The sequence below is a fragment of the Ardenticatenales bacterium genome, assembly GCA_020634515.1.
Taxonomy (GTDB): Bacteria; Chloroflexota; Anaerolineae; order Promineifilales; family Promineifilaceae; genus JAGVTM01.
This window is the reverse complement of sequence record JACKBL010000001.1, coordinates 101,894-119,007: the sequence shown is the minus strand read 5'-3', so window position 1 is coordinate 119,007 and position 17,114 is coordinate 101,894. Positions and strand designations below refer to the sequence as shown.

The following is a 17,114-nucleotide window of genomic DNA, read 5'->3' as shown; positions in this document are numbered from 1 at the left end:
TATGTGTGCGGAAGCTCGTCGGTTGATGCGCGGCGGGCGTGCTAACCGCCGAGAACGGCCTGAATATAAGCGGCGGGGTTGCCCAACCAGTGGCTGGTGTCCGTGGCCAGGCGCACCAGCGGGTCCGCCCAGATGCCCAGCGCCAGGGAGAGGGTGATGAGCAGGGCGGGGGCCAGCAGGCGGTCTCCTTGTTTCGTGGGCAGTTCCGCGACGGGTTTTTGCCACCAGATTTGCTGGAAGGCGCGTATGGTGTAGACAAGGGTGAGAATGCCGGCAACGCCTATCAAAGCCAGCGGGAAATAAGCAGCGGCGGCGATGCCGCCTCGGAACAAGAGGAGCTTGCTAACGAAGCCATTGGTAGGGGGAATGCCGGCAAGCGCCAATCCCCCCACGAAAAACAACACCCCCGCCAGCGGCGTCCGCTGCCCCACGCCCGTCACCACGCTGAATGCCGCCGACTTCACCGGCGCGCGGCTGGCGACCGCCCCCGCCAGCATCAACATACCCGCCTTAATCAGGCTGTGATTGAACGCAAACACCAACGCCGCCGCCAGCGCCAGCGGCGTGCCCCAGCCGATGCCCACCAGGATAAAGCCAACCTGCCCCAGCGTCGAATAAGCCAACATTCGCTTGGCGTTGTCCGTACGCAGGGCGGCCAGACCGCCATACACGACGCCGGCCACGCCCAGCGTAACCAGCAGTGCGCGCACGCCTGCTGCTTGCGCCACAAACAGCAGCGTCGTCATGCGCAGGAAGCCATAAACGCCCAGTTTGACCACCACCGAGGAGAGCATGGCGCTGACGGCGGTGGGGGAAACGGTGTGGAAATCCGGCTGCCAGAAGTGCATGGGAAAAACGGCGCTCTTGACCATGAAGGCGGCGGTGAGGAGGCCGATGGCGATGGGCAGCAGCGGCGCGGAGCCATCGGCGGCGACGCGCTGCGCCAGGTCGGCCATGTTCAGCGTGCCGTAGCCGACGTAGAGGCTGCCCACGGCCAGCAGCAGGAAAGCGGCGGCCAGCAAGCTGATCATGAAGTATTTGTAGGCGGCTTCTGGACCATAGCGGTCGTCGGAAATGGCCGTGAGGATGGTGCCGGAGATGACGAGCAGTTCGGCGAATACGAACAGATTGAACAGGTCGCCCGTGAGCATGGCGCCGGTGAGGCCGGTCGCCAGGGTGAGAAAGAGGGGATAGAAGGTGGGATACCGGGAGGCTTCGTCCACGGAGCCGAGGGCGTAGAGAACGCCCATGACGAGGACAAGCTGGCTCATGAGGACAAAGGTGAGGCCGAGGAGGTCGCCGACGAGGGTGATGCCGAAGGGGGCGGGCCAGCCACCCGCCTGCCAGACGGCGGGCGTGCCTGTTTGCCAGACGTGGCGCAGCAGCCAGAGGGTGACGGCGAGGGAGGCGAGCATGGTTCCCAGCGCCCCGTAGGCCTGGGCGCGCCGCCAGCGGCGCATGAGCAGGGCCAGGAGGGCGCCGCTGAACGGGATGAGAATGGGGAGGAGGATCAGGTGTGTGCGCATGGTAAGAGAAGGGGGATCAATGCCGCAGGTTGTTGATTTCGTCGACGTCGCTGGTGCGGTAGCGGGCGGAGATGATGTAGAGGAGGGCGAGGACGAAAGCTGTGCCGCCCATGCTGATGACGATGGCGGTGAGGATGAGGGCCTGGGGTAGGGGGTCGCTGGGAATGCCGCCGCCGTTGACGTAGGCGGGTTGGGTTCCCTGGGAAATGCCGGCACTCAACAAAAACAAGTTGATCGCGCTGGAGAGAATAATCAACCCCATCACGGCGCGGATTACGTTGCGGCGCAGCATCTGGAAAATGCCGGCAGCAAACAAAACACCAATGACCAGTGCGGTTAGTAGTTCCATGTGCGTCATGCCCCCTTTCGTGAATCGTGGTCTGTTTGTGGTTGTTCGTCCATGTGCGCCAGGTCGCGCGCGCTCTCGGCATCCTTGTGACCCGGATGGCCGAGCGTGTTGAGCATGTGCGTGGCCCCGCCGAGGACGGCCAGGCAGATGGCCACCTCCAGCAAAAAAGAGGAGCTAAAGTAGAAGCCGGCGGGCAGGGGGAGGCCAAGCATTTTGCCCAGGTCGAAATTACCCAGAAAATGGCCGGTGAGCAGGGCGGCCAGGCCGCCGGTGACGAGGGCGAGCAGGATGCCGCCGCCGATGAGGGGGAAGGCGCGCAGCCAGGGGAGGCGGCGACGGGTCTCCTCGTAGCCAAAAATGATGTACCAGAATCCGGCGGCGAGGCTGATGAGAATGCCGGCAGTAAATCCATCTCCCGGCTGATCATGCCCGTACATCATGTGCGTGGCGGCCAGGATGAGGGCCAGCGGCAGGGAGACGTTCCCCAGCAGCCGCAATAATGCCGATGGGTGCGCGCCGCCGATGCCGAATGCCGGCAATCGTCCCTCAGTCGGCGGCGGCAGTTCCATCACTTGCCGCCCCTCGTCGCCAAAACGGCGGGCCGCGTAGCGCAGCAGCGTGTAGATGCCCATCCCCGCCAGGGCAAACACCGTAATTTCGATCAGCGTATCCAGGGCGCGGAAATCCACCACAATCGCCCCCACGATGTCCTTTGCCCCCGTGAGCGGTTTGGCGTTGGCGATGTAGTAAGGGGAAACGGCGCTGACGCGGGGGCGCGTCAGCAGCGCGTTGAGGGTGATAAGGCTCACCAGCGCGCCGCCGCCGAGCGCCACCAGAGCATCCCGCACCAATCCGGCGCGGCTCTGGCGGAAGGTGAGGTCCTGGGCGCGGCGGCGTTGGGTGCGCGGCAGCCGTGTGAGCGCCAGCACGAGAATGACGGTGGTGAGGATGTCCACCACGATCTGCACCAGGGCCACGTCGGGCGCGGGTTCCAGGGCCATGAGGACGGCCACGCCGAAGCCGGAGACACCCAGCGCCAGGATGGCGAACAGGTCGCGGCGCAAGAAGACGCTGGCCAGGGCCGCGCCGACGACGGCGGCCAGGGCAAACAGGCGCAGCCCGGCCAGCACGCCCAGGCTGTCTAGCGTGGGGGGCTGGGTGGCGGGCCAGGTGGTCAGCACCTGCCCGCCACCCAGCCAGGCGACGATGGCCAGCATGGCGGCGATGATGACGGCCAGGTAGAAGCGCAGTCGCCCTTGCTGCAAACGAGCGGCGATCTCGCCCAAGCGGTCTAGCAGGCGCAGGGTGGCGTGGTAGAGGGTGTTGGCGGTGAGGGCAGGGAGCCAGCGCATTTGCCAGGCGCGGACGGCGTGGCGGCGGAGGAATAGTCCCGTGCCCAGGAGGATGGCGACGGCGGAGAGGGCGAGGGGGATGTTTAGGCCGGTCCAGAGGGCGAGGGAGACTTTAACTTTGTCGCCATAGGCGGTGGAGGCGGCGCGGGCGAGGAGGCTGGCCAGGGCGGCAGGTTCGGGGAGGATGCCGATGGCCAGGGAGAGAAATGCCGGCAACATGGGCACAATCACCATTCCCCACGGCACGGGCCGAATGGGAGGACGTGCGGCGGATGGCGCGTGGAAGAACGTATCCCACACCAACAGGCCCGCCTGCGCCAGCAGCAACGCGCCGGCGATGACGGCGGCCGCGGGGAAAACCCAGGCCAGTAGTGGCGGCAGTGAGGGATGGACCGCCGCCGCCAGCAGCGTTTCTTTCGCCAGAAAGCCGAACAGGGGGGGCAACCCGGCCAGGGAGAGCGCGGCCACGGTCGTCACCACAGCCACGGCGGGCATGGCGCGGGCCAGGCCACCGAGGCGTCGCGGATCGCGCGTGCCGGCATACTGGTCCACGATGCCCACGAGCAAAAAGAGGGCACTCTTGTACAGCGCGTGCGCCAGTACGCCAATCACCAGCGCCTTGAAGGCGATTTCCGTATCCTGGCCGATGAGGAGCATGAGGACGCCAAGCTGGCTGATGGTGGAATAGGCGAGCAGCGCCTTCAGGTCGTTTTGCTTCAGGCCGAGGTAAGCGCCCGTGAGCATGGTGAGCAGGCCAAAGAGGCTAAGGAGCCAGAACCAGGTTTCCGTGCCGCCGAGGACGGGGTTGAGGCGGGCCATGAGGTAAATGCCGGCTTTGACCATGGTGGCGGAGTGGAGGTAGGCGCTGGCGGGGGTGGGGGCGCTCATGGCGTCTGGCAGCCAGATGTGCGCGGGAACCTGGGCGCTCTTGGTGATGGCGGCGAAGGCGATCAGCCCCAGCATGACGGGGTAGAGGGGACTGGTGCGCAGGGCGTCGCCCTGGTTGAGGATGGTGGTGAGGTCGGTGCTGCCGGCATAGTGAGCCACGAACAGTAATCCCACCAGCAGGGCCACGCCACCCCCGCCGGTGATGAACAACGCCTTAAACGCCCCCCGCCGCGCCGCTTCATCCTTGTATTTGTAGGCCACCAGCAGGAAGGAGGTGACGCTGGTTCCCTCCCAGAAGATAAACAGGCTGAGTACGTCTCCCGCCAGCACCAGCCCCAGCATGGCCGTCATGAACAGGAGGATGTAGGTGAGAAAACGCCACGCGCCCCGGTCGGCGCGAAAATAGTGGCCGCTGTAGACGAGGACGAGGGCGCCGATGCCGGTGACGAGAAGGGCGAAGAGGCCGCTAAGTGCGTCCAGGCGCAGGCTCAGGTTGAGGTTGAGGGTGGGGAGCCAGGCAACGCTCCAGGTGAGGGCCACGCCATCCCCGAGGCGGACCAGCAATTGCAGCAGCAGCAGAAAAGCGGCCAGGGGGAACAGGGAGAGGCCGAAGCCGAGTCCCAGGGGGGGCAGGCGGCGGTTGAGTGGGGGCAGCGCGGCCAGGGCGGCCCCGCCGGCGGCGAAGATGATGAGCAATAGTGGCAAGAGGAGTGCGTTGTCTGCCATGAGGTTGAGAGAGGAGGGGGTATCGTGCCGGCATTCTCGCCACCACGATGCCGTTTGTACAAGTTTTGTCCTATTTTTATCAAGTTTTCGGGCTGATGTCAAGCATTTGCGCCCTGTCCGAGAAAATAGTGAGCAGCCACCGACGCGCCACACCGCCCACCGCCAACTAACGCAGCGCTCCTCACCACTATCCCACTATTGCCAGAAGTTGGCAAACCGTCTGCTTTTGATATAATGAGCGACATTCGGGGATTAGCGCAGCTTGGTAGCGCGCTTCGTTCGGGTCGAAGAGGTCGTGGGTTCAAATCCCGCATCCCCGACAAAAAAAGCCATCCTATCAAAGGGATGGCTTTTTTGTTGTCTAATGGGGTTACTCCTGGATGCTGACTGCGGCGGCTGTCAACTCTCAGACGGAGTAGATCCTCCCGCCATTTGCGTGATTTGCGGCGGCCTTCTGTTGAAACCCAATTGCAACTCAATTGACCGTGATTGCGGAGCCGCGGCTGCTTTTTTCCACCTGAATGCGAGTAGGGAAGGCGTCGCGCAGTTGGTCAATGTGGGTGATCACCAGGATGCAGGCGAAATCGCCCTGGATGGTGTTGATGGCCTCCACCAGCCGCTGCCGCCCTTGCGGATCCTGGCTGCCAAAACCCTCGTCAATAACCAGCGTTTGCAGCCGCGCGCCAGCCCGTTTCGCCAGCACGCGCGAAAGAGCCAGGCGAATGGCAAAATTGACGCGGAACTGCTCCCCGCCGGAAAAGTTCTCGTAAGGGCGTTCACCGGCATTATCTACGATGCGGATGTCCAGCGTTTCCGCCATTTCATCCCGGGTTTTTAGCTGGCGCTGTGTGTCAAACGTGACGCGCATCTGCCCGTCCGTGAGTCGCTCCAGCAGATCGTTGGCGCTGGTTTCGATTTCGGGCAGCGCCTGTTCAATCAGCAGCGCCTGCACCCCGTCCCGCCCACACGCTTTTTCCAGCAGTTTCAGCCGCTGAACGCGGTGCGTCAGGTCGGCGCGTTCCGTCATCAGGCGGCGCTGCTGTTGGCGCAAATCGGTGAGTACGTCCAACCGCTGCCGCGCCGCGCCCACGCGCTGGTGCGCGGCAACCGCGTCTTCGCGCAGGCGGAACAGGTCTTGCTCCACCTCGCGCACATCCTGGGCATGGGTCGTCATCTCCGCCAGTTGCGCCGCTGCCGCCTGGTGCTGCGTTTCCATCTCCGCCAACTGTGCGCGTTGCTCCACAAGCTGGTGCGCCAGGTCGGATAATGTGTCGGAAAGGGGCTTAACGGCGGCCTCCGCCTGTTTCAATTCCTGGAAGGCGGCGGGCGCGTCCGCCAGGGCGGCTCGTTCTCGCTGGGCGACGGCCTGCGCAGCGGGATCGTAGCCAACGGCGGCGGCTTCCGCATCCAGCGCCGCCAGAGCGGTTCGCTCTTCCAGGGCGAAATCTTCTGCCGCCAACTGCCGGCGCACTTGCGCCAATTCGGCCACGCCGGCGGTTTCCCACGCGGCGCTGGCGCGCGTGATTTCCGCCAGCCGCGCCTCGGCAGCGGAAATCGCCTGCTGGCAGGTAAGCCGCTCTTGTTCCGCTTTTGGCTTGTCCTGGATAGAAAGCGCCAGTTCGCCGACGCGGTGCTGCTGCGCTTGCCGGTCGGTATCGTCCGCCAATTCTGCCTGGAGTTGCGCCAGGCGCGGGGCGCTGTCGCTTTGCCATTCAGTGACGTGGGCCTCAATTTCGGCGAGGCGGGCTTCCGCCGCGGCCAGCCGTTGCTGCTGCGTGGGGTGTTCCCGCTCCAGGAATGGGCGCTGCTTGACGCTGGTTTCCCATTGCTTGATTTGTTGACCTAACTCACGCACGCGCGCCTGGTTTTGCCGGTAGCGATTGCCGGCATTTTCCCCCTCCGCCCGCAAATCGCTCAACACCGCCCGGCGATGCTCCGCTGTCAATGGCTGCCCACAAAGAGGACACTCGCTGCCGGCATCTTCCTCCAACCGCGTTATCCGTTCCTTCAACTTATCCATCTGCTCCTTCAGCGGCGGCTGCTCCGCTTGCAGCGTATCCCGCTCCGCCATCGCCCCCATCAACGCCTGCTGATCCGCATTCACCCGCGCCAACTTTTCCGTCAGGGTAGCAATCGCCGCCTGCGCATCCGTCCGATTTTGTGCGACGGCTTCCTGCTCCTTTTGCTCCCGCTCCAGCCGTCGCCACTGCGTTTGCAACTGCCCCACCTCTTGCTGCCGCAGCTTGCGCTCATGCTCCAGCGCCTGCAAACGCGCGCGGGCCTCGTGCCAGGCCGTTTCCTGCGCCGTCATCGCCTCCAGGCGCGCGGACAGGGCCGCCAACTGCTGCCGCCCGGCGCGCAGACGTTCCGTTACCTCCTCCTGCTCCTGGCGCATCGCCGCCACGCGCGCCGCCTCCGCCTCCAGGTGCGCCTGCCGCTGCTGCAAGCGACTTTGCGCCTGCGCGATTGCCAGTTCATGCGGGCGCTGGCGGTCGCGGATGCGGCGGAAAGCCGTTTCCTTGCCCTGCCACGTCTGCCAGGTCGCGTCCGCTCCCTGCCAGGCAGCATACCGCGCGGTGATGTTGTCGCCCTCATCCAACAACGCCTGGAAAGCGTCCAGTTCTTGCTGACGCCGCGCCTGCCCCGCCTCCGTCTGGGTCAGATTCTGGCGCGCGCGGGTGACGTTGTTCGCCAGCGTATGCACCGCCTGCCGTTGATGCTGCACGGCGGTTTCCACGCGGCGCAGTTGGGTCAGAAGTTGCTCCTTGTCCGCCAGCCGTTCGGAAATACGGCTTTCCTCTTCTTGCGCCACCGCCAGGATGGCGGCCCGCTCCGTTTCTTCGTCAAGCTCCTGGTCTATGTCCGTCATGCGCGCGTCAAGCAATTGCAATTGTCCTTCGGTTTCACGGCGGCGGACGGCGGCGGCCTCTTTGTATTGGTCCCACTGGTTGACGCCGATCAAGTCGGCCAGGATTTCCTTGCGCTTGTTGGCCGTCTTGGTGGTGAACTCGTCCGCCTTCCCTTGCAGCAGGAAGCTGGCGTTGATGAAGGTGTCGTAGTTCATTTTGAGCAGGTTTTCGATGGCCGCCTGGGTGTCGCGCACGCGGTTTTCGCTGAGGGATTTCCATTTGCCGCTTTCGGTGAGCAGTTGCAGGTCCAGGCGGGTGGATTTGCGCGTTTGTTTTTGACGTATGACGCGATACTGGTTGGTTTCCAGGGCAAAGGTATAACGGACTTCGGCGGCTTCCCCGTTGTAGGCGGCGAGGCGGTTGATGACGTCGTCGTCGCTTTTGCCGCGGCTTTGCCCAAACAAGGCCCAGGTGATGCCGTCCAGGATGCTGGATTTTCCGGCACCGTTGGCTCCGGCAATGCAGGCTGTGCGAATGCCGGCAAAATCCAGCACCACCGTGTCTCGATAAGAAAGAAAATTAGTCAGTTGCAGCGTTACGGGAATCATGGGCTTGTGCGGGAATCAAGTGGGGGGCAAGACGAGAATTTCGCGGGCGAGCGTCTGCATCGCCTCCGCTTCCGCCTCGTCCAGGCCGATAGAGAGCCAGTATTGGGCTAACAACTCTTCGGGCGTGAGGCTTTCCACGGCCACTGTATCGCCCAGGCGGGAACGATTTTCGGCGAATGTGCGCTTGACGATGTGGAAATTGAGGGCATTCTTGAACCGTTCGGCGATGGCGTTCTCATCCAACAGTGGCTCCCAATCGCGCGGGTAGCTCAGCACGACGCGGCAAATGGCGTCGCTGACATCTTCGGCGGGAGGAAGCTGGCTGAGGATGTCGGCCATGAAGGTGTCGGCGCTGGGGGTGTCGGGGGAGAAGGTGTGCATGGGGCGCGTCTTCACGGGGACGAACTGCCAATCGGTGTGGCCGCGGCGGATGTCGGCGAGGACGAACCCTTTACGCTCGCGCTCTTCGCCGAAGTCGATCCTTTCGATGGAACCGGGGTAGACGACGGGGGGCTGGCCGCCGATGTTGAGGCATTGGTGTTGGTGGATGTGGCCCAGGGCGACGTAATCAAGGCGGCGGTCGGTGACGACGCTGCCGCTGAGGGTGAGTTCGTGTCCCAGCATGACGGCACGCTCGCTGCCGTAGCGCGCGCCCTGGACGCTGGCATGGGCGGCAAGGATGAGGGGCAAACCAGGATCGGCGGCATCCAGGAGGCGGTTGATGCCTTCGCCGACGCGGGTTTCAATTTCGGTGAGGAGTTCGTCGAGGGATTTGCCGGCACTTTCCTCGCGCGTCATCATGGCATGGCGAGAAACCCAGGGCACGGCCAGGACCTGCACCGGCAGCCCCAGTTCCGCCGGGCCAAAGAGGCGCAGCTTGTCGGCGACGAGGATGTGGGGCACGGCCAGGGTGTCGAATTCCTGGATGGCATGGGCGCGTCCGGCGGCAGGGGAGACGTCATGGTTGCCTACGAGGAGGAGGGTGGAAATGCCGGCATTCGATAGCCGCATCATCCGTTCTCCCCAGGCGCGCTGAAACGTGGGGTGCGGGTTGCGATCCTTGTACGCATCCCCCGCGAAAATCACCAGGTCCACCGGCTCACTGATGGCCCGGTCAACAATCTGGTCCAGCGCCCGCAAGAAATCCATCACCCGCACGGGCAGCATCGTCTCCCCATCATGGCGGCCATAGTTCGCCATGTCGATATGCGCGTCGGCAAAATGCAGCACGCGAATGGTTGATTTAGGATTCGTTGGCATGACTCACCTTTGCACAAGGGTAAAATGGTCGCCCGGCTACTTCTCCACGGCCACCTGGTAGTAATTCAGCGTAGATTGCCCTGACGCGCGCACGACCATGACATAGTAACGTCCTGCCGGCAAATTGCCCAGCGGCACAGACTCATTCAAATTCCCCACCTGGTTCCCCACCCCCAACAGCACCTTGTCCGTGCTGTAAATCAGCACGTCATAATTGCTAATCGCCTCAATATCTTGCAGTCGCACCACGACCGACGCCGGTTGCTCCAGCATGAAGGTGTACATATCAAAATAATCGCCGGGGTAGCGAAAACGGTTGGAAAGATATTGGTTGAATGGCAACTGCGTGGCCAGGGCGAAGGTGTTGTCAATCTCCGTCTCGTCGGGCGCGGTAGGGGCGATGGGGAAGTAATACCGGTTGACGGCGGGGAATGCCTCCGGCACGAGCATCTTCTGCACCACGGGTACAACCTCGTCCCCCGTGGCGGTGTTATGATGTCCGCCAACCACCCACAACTCTCCATTCCAAAAACCGCCCAACGCCCAGGCGCGCGCGGGACTGCGCAGGTCATAGCTGCCATCCAGAACGCTCCAGGTGTTTGTGGTGGGGTCGTACACTTCGATGTCCGGCACGGACATGCCCAACGCATCCGTGCCGCCGAATACGTACCAACGACCATCCGCGCCGACGGCACTGCCGGCATTATAGCGCGCATAACTCATGTTTCCCGTCAACACCCACTCCCCCGTAATCGTGTTATAGCACTCCCCATTCGCCAACACGATAGGTTTACCAATCGCCGGCTCCTCCAGGTTATCCGAACTCACACCCCCGGCCACGCATATCTTATTACCCACTTGCGCCGTCGTATGCGCATAGCGAGCCACGTTCAGTGGCGGGCGCTCCAGCCACAGATTGGGGTTGCCAGGCTGGAAAGCAAACATCTCCGCATGTGGCAACGCCCCCAACTGGAATGGCGTCCCCGTCACCCCGCCAATCACGTAATAGATGCCAAACGGCGCATACCCCACTGCCCCCACGTAAGCAAACGCCTTCCCATCCGGCCACGGCGCGGATGGCAAATCGTCGGACCACGTGTCTGTACTAATGTCGTACACCCAATGCGCGCCGTCAAACAGATCGTCGTCTCCCACATACCCCGATGGCACGTAAATTTTGTTACCCAGGTACGCGGCGCCGGTGTTGGAGTACCCCAGGCCATCTGGCCCGGGCAAGGAAGCCAGGTTCGTCCACGTATGGTCGCTCAAGTTATATCGTTGCACGCTGCTCGTGCGCACCGGGTTGCCGCTGACAATCGTCTGTCCGCCAATCAGATACAAGTCGTCATGGACCTGCGTCATCGCATAACGACTCCGCGGCAGCGCCATCAACTCCTGTTGCTCCCAGCGATAGTTGGGCAGAATGAACTGCGACCGCACGTTCAACTTGCGCGTGCCGCTGGCGCCAAACTGCCAATCGGCGATCTCCACCAGATAGCTTTTACCCCGCTCCACCTGCACCTGCACGCGAGACAAAAACCCATTTGTATCGTCGTTACAGGCCAATTCCCTGGTTTCCAGGATCGGGCACACGCCCTCAAGCGTCTCGCCAAAAGCCGGGTCCGGCCCTTCGAAAACGGCCAGCACCGTATCATAATTCTGCAAATAATCCGCATTTGGCTCCATTTCCAACAGGACGTAGCCGCTATCGGGCGCCGTAAACTGGTACCAGACCGTGCGATACCCCTGCGCGCCTCGCGGTCCTGGCGGTGTCCCGTTCGTGCAGCTCAAAACAGGGTCCGTATCTACTTCCAGCGCCCCATTCACCGTTGTCTGACCACCATCCGGGAACTTCAATGTCGTCGGTTTCGTGCATAGCTCCGAGGCCGGCGCGGCCAGTGGGGACACCGGCGCTTCCGTCGGCGTCAATTCCAGCGGCTGCCATAAGCCGCTCACCATATTCCCCGCGGGCACGGCCAATGTTTCCGGCGCGCGTTCCCCCTCACGCACCGATCTCGCCTGCGTTGTGGCGACCAGAACCACAGTGGATGTCACTGCCAGCAACAAAAAGCACAAAAACAGATAATGGCGGCGCATTGAGTATTCCTTGGCAATTGTTCGTAGCACCTGCTTCAACAACCGACCCCGGCCATCACCGCGGCTGCGACGGCGCGCAGCCCGCGGACGCGGTAGCTCCTAAAGCGGACACGACAAACAGGATGGTATATTGCCCTCTCTACACGACCCTCTAAGGGCGCATCCGTAAACGAAGTTGTTTCCTTGCCGTTCCTTCAAACTGACGATGCAATTCCGTACTTTATTTCATCATCAGTCCTAAGAGACTGTTTGCCGCAGGCCCTCAGAGTCGCGTCGGAAACGAGAGGCTATCGTGAATGACCGGTCAGTAACCACCTCCCCAAAGTGGGCCGTTGTTTTCGGACGGTTACCCAGGATGCCCCAAAGTGGGCGAATTGGGGCTGATTGTACCGACACAAGCAGCGAATGGCTAACACGGTTTCCCAATTGACATCCGTGCCCCGCAAATGCTCAGTCGGCGTTAACGATACAAGCGTAGACACCTTGTCGGGCGATAATTGCTAACCCTCTCGTGGGTTCAGCCTGTCGAAGCCCATCTTGCCCGCGACAGGCTCAGGCAACGGACCAAGGGCACAGGAGGTCCGCCGCCACAATCTAACGAAATGTTAACAAACTTTCCATTGCTCAATAGTTGCCATTGTGATAAATTTTCCTTCGGTTAACTATTATGAGCGCGATGCAGGCACATCTGCGAACTGAGCAACGACCATGTCCGAAGACACAAGATTGGCAACGGTTCTAAGTGAGTGGGCTTCCATTTTTATGCACCGCTCCATGCAGGAGTTTACCCTGCTGATGCAAGAAACGGGCCTCTCCATGGCCCAACTGAGTACGTTGATGCGCCTTCACTATGGCGGCGCCTGCGGTGTATCCCACATTGGGGACAAATTGGGCGTGACCACCGCCGCCGCCAGCAAGATGATTGACCGCCTGGTGCAGCAAGGATTGGTGCAACGCGAGGAAGACCCGGATGATCGCCGCGTGAAAAACGTAACCGTGTCCACGGCGGGCGTCGAAATCGTGCAGCAAGCCGTTGCCGCGCGGCAGGCGTGGCTGGCGGACCTGACCCGACTGGTCGATCCGGCGGAGCAGGCGGTGATCATTGACGCCTTGCAGAAGCTGACAGCGGCGGGCCGGCAACTATCGGAACACGCGCAGGCAGATTAGTGTCCTGTCACGTATGAAAGGGGTTCTCGAAGGAGACTTGATGCGCGGCGGCGCGCCACCATAAATGACAACATCTTCCCGGAAGCCGCTCCCCAAGACCATCATCTGTGACCAGGCTTCCGGGAAGGTAACTGCTGAGCCAGATTGGACCAATTTTCTCTGGTGAAATGGGTCCAATCTCCAGAGAGCGTTAGTAGTTACCTGGGAAGATTATTTTCAGCGGAGGAGAAAACCGAGTGAGCAGAAAACGTTCTTCTCGCATGGCCTCTGACGGAGCGCAACGCGGCTCCCTCAAACGCGCCATACAATACCTCAAGGGATACCGGACGCAGGCCATCCTGCCTTACTTATTCCTTATCGTTGCCACGGTAGCCCAGCTTGCCGTGCCTCGCCTGCTGCGCAACATGATTGACGCTGTCACGCGAGGCATTATTGCCCAAAACGTGGTGCCACGCCTGGACCAGATTCCCGCGTCCTTGCTGCCCCAAATTCTGGACACGCTGAACACAACCAAAGAGCAACTTCTTTATGATTTCAATAATGCGGAACGCTTGATCATTACGGCCTGCATTATTGTCTTCATTTTTGCCGTTGTACGGGCCATTTTTTCCTTCTTACAGGTATTCACGGCCGAGCGCAACTCGCAGAGCGTGGCCTTCGACCTGCGCAACGAGCTGTTCACCAAGATTCAGCAGCTTTCCTTTTCCTACCATGACCAGATGCAGACGGGGCAGTTGATGATCCGGGCCACGGATGACGTGGAGAAGGTACGCACCTTCATTGGGCAGGGGTTGCTTTTTGCGGTTCAGGCGGTCCTTATCCTGGTGGGCACGCTTGCGATCCTCTTTACTACGAATGCGCGCCTTACTCTGGTTGTGCTGCCGGTGCTGCCGCTGGCTATGATCCTCTTCATGGTTTTTGGCGGCATCAGTCAACCGCTGTTTTTAGAGGTGCAGCGCCGCCTTTCCAGTCTGAACACGATCTTGCAAGAGAACCTTGCCGGCATTAAAGTCGTCAAAGCATTTGCGCGAGAAAAGCAAGAACAGACAACCTTTCGCTCCGCGGCGGAACGGTTGATGCAGCAGCAGATCACCGTCTCCAAAGTCTTCATGTTCCTCTTCCCGGCCATTTTCCTGGTTGCTAACTTGGGGCAGGCGGCTACGCTCTATTTTGGGGGCAAGCAGATGATCGCCCTCACACTCACCTTAGGGGAATGGCAGGAATTCAGCCTCTACCTGGTTTACTTGTTCCTGCCGCTGGGCCAGTTGGGTTTGATTATCACCCAATTGAGCCAGGCAACCGCCTCCGCCAACCGGATTTTCGAGATTCTGGACGCGCAAAGCGACGTGACAAACAAACCGGATGCCGAGACGCTGCCATCGGTGACGGGTCAGGTGACGTTTGAAGACGTCACCTTCCGCTATTTCAGCAGTGGGGAACCGGTCTTGAAGAACGTCAGCTTTACGGCGCGGCCAGGGCAGACCGTTGCGCTTCTGGGGGCGACCGGTTCAGGCAAGACGACCATCATCAACCTGCTGCCCCGCTTTTATGATCCCAGCGAGGGGCGCATTTTGATTGACGGACACGACTTGCGGGACGTGACGCTGGACTCGCTGCGTTCGCAGATTGGCATTGTGCTGCAGGAGACAAACCTGTTTAGCGGCACTATCCGCGACAACATCGCCTTTGGCCGCTCAGATGCTTCGCTAGACGAGGTGATGGACGCGGCCAAAGCCGCTGCCGCGCACGACTTCATTATGTCGTTTCCTGACGGGTACGACACGCCCGTGGGCGAACGCGGCACGACCCTAAGCGGTGGGCAGAAGCAGCGCATTGCTATTGCGCGCGCGCTGCTGTTGAACCCCCACATTCTCATTTTGGATGACTCCACCAGCAGCGTAGACCTGGCTACGGAGTACCTTATTCAGCAGTCGCTGGATCGGCTCATGGAAGGGCGCACCAGCTTCGTGATCGCCCAACGCATTAGCACGGTGATTAACGCGGACCTGATTTTGGTGTTGGAGAAGGGGGCTATTGTGGCCAGCGGCAATCACGAGAAGCTGCTGGAGGAAAGCCCGATCTACGCGGAGATATACAACTCGCAATTGATGACGGATGCCATGCCGGATGAAGAGATGGTGGTAACGGTTGATGGTTGATAGTTGACGGTTGACGGTCAACCAACTGTCAACGACCAACTTCCAACTCCCCCCTCAGGAGACAACTATGTTTGGTGGAAACGACGGCCTGCGCCGTATTATGAGTACGGAAACGGTGAAGCCAACTAACATGAGTCAGACGTTGGCCCGCTTTGGTCGATACTTCAAGCCGTATTGGCCTTTGCTGTTGGTGATTAGCTTTTTTGTGATTATCACGACCTGGGCGCAAGTGATCAGCCCGGAATTGATTGGGCAGACGGTGGACTGTTACCTGACGCCATCGGCGGCGGCTTCTTTTGGCAATTTCCCAGGCGCGCCGACGGCGGAGAATGCCGGCACAACCAGCAACTGTTGGATTTCGGCGCAAGGAGACACGTCCCTGTCGCAGCAAATTCAACGCATTTTTCAGGACCGGGCGTATGCTGAGAACCAGATGCTTGCCGGCATGAACGGCGACCAGCGACTGAACGGACTCCTGAACATTATCATCATCATTGTCGGCCTGTACGTCGCTTCCTCCGTCTTGACGGGACTGACCTTCTTCCTCATGAGCTGGGTCGGGCAGCACGTCTTGACACGGATGCGCGTGCAACTGTTTGAGCAGCTTCACGCACTGTCCCTGTCCTACTACGCGGAGCATGAAGTAGGCGACCTGATGAGCCGCATCACCAATGACACGGAGACGATCCAGCAGGCGTTCAGCTTCGCCCTCATCAACGTCCTCAGTGGCTTCCTGCTCATCTTCTGGGTGGCTTACAACATGCTCACCCTCAGCCTGCCGTATGCCTTAATTAGCCTGGCAGTTGTGCCCCTGATGGCGGTAGCAACCGTCTGGTTTTCCAACCAGGCGCGGAAAGCATTCCGGCGCACGCGCCTGGAAATGGGCAGCGTGAACGCGGAACTGCAAGAGTCCATTTCCTCCGTACGCGAGATTCAGGCATTCAACCGCGAGGCGGAGAACATTGAGAACTTCATGGCGACGAATGCGGCCAACCGGGACGCCAACGTGCGCGCGGTGAGCTTCACCAGCGCCCTGGCGCCGACGCTGGAGGGGTTGGGGTATCTGGCGTTGGGCATTGTCACACTGGCGGGCGGCCTGGCGCTGCTGCGCGGGCAGACGCTGATGGGGACGACGATCTCGCTGGGCCTGATCGTGACGTTTATAGGATACGTGCAGCGGTTCAATCAGCCGATTCAGCAGATTGCGGTGTTGTGGACGAATATCCAGAATGCGGTGGCGGGCGGCGAGCGTATTTTTACGTTGATTGATGAAATACCGGCTATTCAGGACAAAAGGGGGGCCGGGGAAATGCCGGCAATCATCGGGCAAGTCACCTTCTCACACGTCGCCGCCGGATACAAAGAAGGCCAGTCCGTGTTGAAAGACATCAGCTTCACGGCGGAACCCGGACAGACCATAGCCATCGTCGGGCCGACCGGTGCGGGCAAAACCACCCTCATCAACCTCATCCCCCGCTTCTATGACGTCACCGGCGGCAGCGTGGCCATTGATGGCCACGACGTGCGCGATGTGCGCACGGAAAGCCTGCGCCGGCAAATCGGCATTGTGCTGCAAGACTCGTTCCTTTTCAGCACCAGTGTGATGGAGAACATCCGCTTTGGCCGCCCCGACGCCACCGACGAGGACGTGATCGCCGCCGCCAAACTGGCGCACGCGGACAGTTTCATCGCCCGCCTGCCACAGAAGTATGACACCGTGTTAGGGGAGCGGGGCAGCGGCCTCAGCCAGGGGCAGCGGCAGCTTATCTCCATTGCCCGCGCGGCCCTGGCCGACCCGCGCATCCTCATCCTGGATGAGGCCACCTCCAGCGTGGACACGCGCACGGAGCGGCTGATTCAGCGGGCGCTGGACCAACTACTGCAAGGGCGCACCAGCTTCGTCATTGCCCACCGCCTCAGCACCATTCGCAATGCGGATGTGCTGTTGGTGCTGCGCGATGGCGAGATCATTGAGCGGGGCAAACACCACGACTTGCTGGCGGCGAAGGGGTTCTACTACGACCTGTACATGAGCCAGTTCCGCCGCGAGGAGGAACCCGCCCCCGCGCCATCCAGCAACGGCTCCGGCTCGACCGCGCTCTCTCCCGCCTGAGACGGCTCCGCCTCTCCCCA

The 17,114-nt window shown here is 61.4% G+C and carries 9 protein-coding genes and 1 tRNA gene; 4 read left to right on the top strand and 6 right to left on the bottom strand.

The window, feature by feature from the left end:
* Nucleotides 1–41 precede the first annotated feature (41 nt).
* The 3 genes from H6650_00455 to H6650_00445 are packed head-to-tail and all read right to left on the bottom strand — an operon-like array spanning nucleotide 42 to nucleotide 4,841.
* Entirely contained in the window at nucleotides 42–1,526 is a 1,485-nt protein-coding gene (locus H6650_00455; protein MCB8950459.1) for a hypothetical protein, read from the bottom strand.
* A 16-nt stretch (nucleotides 1,527–1,542) separates the two neighbouring features.
* Nucleotides 1,543–1,875, bottom strand: a complete 333-nt coding sequence (locus H6650_00450; protein MCB8950458.1) for an NADH-quinone oxidoreductase subunit K — start codon at nucleotides 1,873–1,875, stop codon at nucleotides 1,543–1,545.
* Between the two features lie 5 nt (nucleotides 1,876–1,880).
* Nucleotides 1,881–4,841, bottom strand: coding sequence for a DUF4040 domain-containing protein (locus H6650_00445; GenBank protein ID MCB8950457.1), 2,961 nt, complete (start codon nucleotides 4,839–4,841; stop codon nucleotides 1,881–1,883).
* Between the two features lie 246 nt (nucleotides 4,842–5,087).
* Between H6650_00445 and H6650_00440 the strand changes: the two genes are divergently transcribed.
* Nucleotides 5,088–5,161, top strand: a tRNA-Pro gene (locus tag H6650_00440).
* Between the two features lie 155 nt (nucleotides 5,162–5,316).
* Here the strand turns inward: H6650_00440 and H6650_00435 are convergent.
* The 3 genes from H6650_00435 to H6650_00425 are packed head-to-tail and all read right to left on the bottom strand — an operon-like array spanning nucleotide 5,317 to nucleotide 11,655.
* Nucleotides 5,317–8,298, bottom strand: a complete 2,982-nt coding sequence (locus H6650_00435) for an SMC family ATPase (protein ID MCB8950456.1) — start codon at nucleotides 8,296–8,298, stop codon at nucleotides 5,317–5,319.
* A 15-nt stretch (nucleotides 8,299–8,313) separates the two neighbouring features.
* Complete coding sequence (locus tag H6650_00430; GenBank protein MCB8950455.1) at nucleotides 8,314–9,558, bottom strand: exonuclease SbcCD subunit D; 1,245 nt, start codon at nucleotides 9,556–9,558, stop codon at nucleotides 8,314–8,316.
* 36 nt (nucleotides 9,559–9,594) lie between these two features.
* The gene (locus H6650_00425; GenBank protein ID MCB8950454.1) at nucleotides 9,595–11,655 is read right to left on the bottom strand and encodes a hypothetical protein; all 2,061 of its coding nucleotides are present in this window, start codon (nucleotides 11,653–11,655) and stop codon (nucleotides 9,595–9,597) included.
* A 708-nt stretch (nucleotides 11,656–12,363) separates the two neighbouring features.
* Here H6650_00425 and H6650_00420 point away from each other — a divergent pair.
* The 3 genes from H6650_00420 to H6650_00410 all read left to right on the top strand — a co-directional run bounded on the left by H6650_00420 (nucleotide 12,364) and on the right by H6650_00410 (nucleotide 17,094).
* A complete protein-coding gene (locus H6650_00420) occupies nucleotides 12,364–12,822 on the top strand; it encodes a MarR family transcriptional regulator (GenBank protein ID MCB8950453.1) in 459 nt (152 codons plus the stop codon).
* 260 nt (nucleotides 12,823–13,082) lie between these two features.
* Nucleotides 13,083–14,981: an ABC transporter ATP-binding protein gene (locus H6650_00415; GenBank protein ID MCB8950452.1), complete on the top strand. Its 1,899-nt coding sequence runs from the start codon at nucleotides 13,083–13,085 to the stop codon at nucleotides 14,979–14,981.
* Between the two features lie 67 nt (nucleotides 14,982–15,048).
* Nucleotides 15,049–17,094, top strand: coding sequence for an ABC transporter ATP-binding protein (locus H6650_00410; GenBank protein MCB8950451.1), 2,046 nt, complete (start codon nucleotides 15,049–15,051; stop codon nucleotides 17,092–17,094).
* Nucleotides 17,095–17,114: the final 20 nt, after the last annotated feature.